The sequence below is a fragment of the Inquilinus sp. genome (assembly GCF_057815775.1).
Genome location: NZ_JBYRFX010001042.1, coordinates 1 through 1,669 on the forward strand (window position 1 = coordinate 1; position 1,669 = coordinate 1,669).

At 63.3% G+C, this 1,669-nt stretch carries 2 protein-coding genes; one reads left to right on the top strand and one right to left on the bottom strand.

Annotation, left to right across the window (positions count from 1 at the left end; all coding sequences use genetic code 11):
* The coding region (locus tag AC3XYG_RS37070) for an IS91 family transposase (protein ID WP_489144912.1) at window positions 1-476 on the top strand (476 nt) is incomplete at its 5' end.
* Between the two features lie 539 nt (window positions 477-1,015).
* Here the strand turns inward: AC3XYG_RS37070 and AC3XYG_RS37075 are convergent.
* Window positions 1,016-1,669: LLM class flavin-dependent oxidoreductase (locus AC3XYG_RS37075; RefSeq protein WP_489144913.1), on the bottom strand; the 654-nt coding region annotated here is incomplete at its 5' end.

A 1,669-nucleotide genomic window follows, 5' to 3' on the forward strand; every position in this document is an offset into this window, starting at 1 on the left:
TCGCCGGGCCGGCTCAGGTTCTCGACTATGTCAGCCGCTATACGCATCGCGTCGCCATCTCCAACAACCGCCTTTTGTCGATGGATGACGGCAAGGTCTGCTTCCGCTGGAAGGATTACCGGGACGACAATCGCCAGAAGACGATGACCCTCCCGGCCGACGAATTCATCCGTCGCTTCCTGATCCATGTGTTGCCGGACGGGTTCCACCGCATCCGGTACTTCGGCTTCCTCGGCAACTGCCATCGCGCGCAGAAGCTCGCCCGATGTCGCGGACTCCTCAGGATGGCAGAGGCTGAACCGGCGGTCGATCCCCCTGGCGACTACCGCGATCGTTTCGAGGCACCGACCGGACAGTCATTGCGGGCGTGTCCACACTGCCATTCCGGCATTATGGTCGTGATCGACTGTGTCGCGCGCCCTCCCTCGCGTGCTCGGTCGCCCAAAATCTGCCAGCCGGTCCCGGATACATCATGACCCGGGATCACCGCTCCAACTGCGTAAAGCCGAATAACCTGCCAGGTCGGGGTGCCGACGCTTGCGCAGCGGTAGCCTCGACGTCGCTGAACGGAGGCCAAGCAGCCAAATCCCGGCGGTGTCGATCGCTCAAAGGCTCGTTTGGGACCGCCGATGCCTGCCGGCTGCCCTCCAACCTGTCCCGAGGCTGCATTGGCAAAGGACGCTGCAGCATTCAATACCCATAGCCTCGGTGGCGGGGGGGAGCGGTTTAGCGCAACAGGTTTTTCGCTCACCGGCGCGGGATCCAGCAACGAATCCCGAACGGATGGGTCTGTGCGCCGCGCCCTATCAGGGCGAGGCGGAGGCCGGACCTCGATGTCGTCATCACCCCAATTCACGGGAATCCTCTGAGCCACACACTTGTCGCGATGTCGGCGATGTTATTCCTAACCGAGCGTCAAGAGTTTCCTTACGGCGTCCTCGGGGCTTCGGCCGTTCGACCGGACGGAGAATCCCAACCAGCCGACACGACGCCCACCTTGCCAACCGACTCGGTCTTATTCCGCCGCCGCTTTTTGTTCCTGGGCGCCCTGCATGTACTTGACACTAACCGGCTGATTGGTCTCGAACGGGCTCTTCAGATCGAGCTCCTTTGCCATTTCCCGAACCGCCGGCAACACCTCGGTGCCCAGCAGTCGGATGCAGGTCTTGGCGTCCTCGTGGCTGACGGTGCCGTCATTGCCCCAGAACGCAAGGATGCCCGGCCGCGTCTCCTCCAGCAGAATGCGTAGCTTGGCGATCACCTGCTTCGGCGTGCCGGCGATGATCATCAGCTCTTCCATTTGCTTTTCCAGCGCCGGGCGGCCGCGCGGATTTTTCGCGCGACCGGTGGCAAATTCCACGAAGGCGCGGCGGTTCTCCGGGCTGCCGTAGCCGGCGGGCGTGCTCCAGACCGGGTGTGCGAGGCCGGTGAACTCGCCCTGCATCCACATGAACTGGCGGGCGTTCTCCAGCGCCTTCTCGTCCGTCTCGGCCACGAAGATGCGCTGCAAGTATCCACGGTTCTCTGGCCCCGGCGAATACCCGACGCCTTCAGCGACCTTGTCGTAGGTGGCCCAGATCCGCTTGGTCGCCTCAATTGAGGTGTTCAGCGCGATGTACGGGTAGCGGTGCTCGGCCGCCCAGACGATCGTTTCGGTGCTCAGGACGCC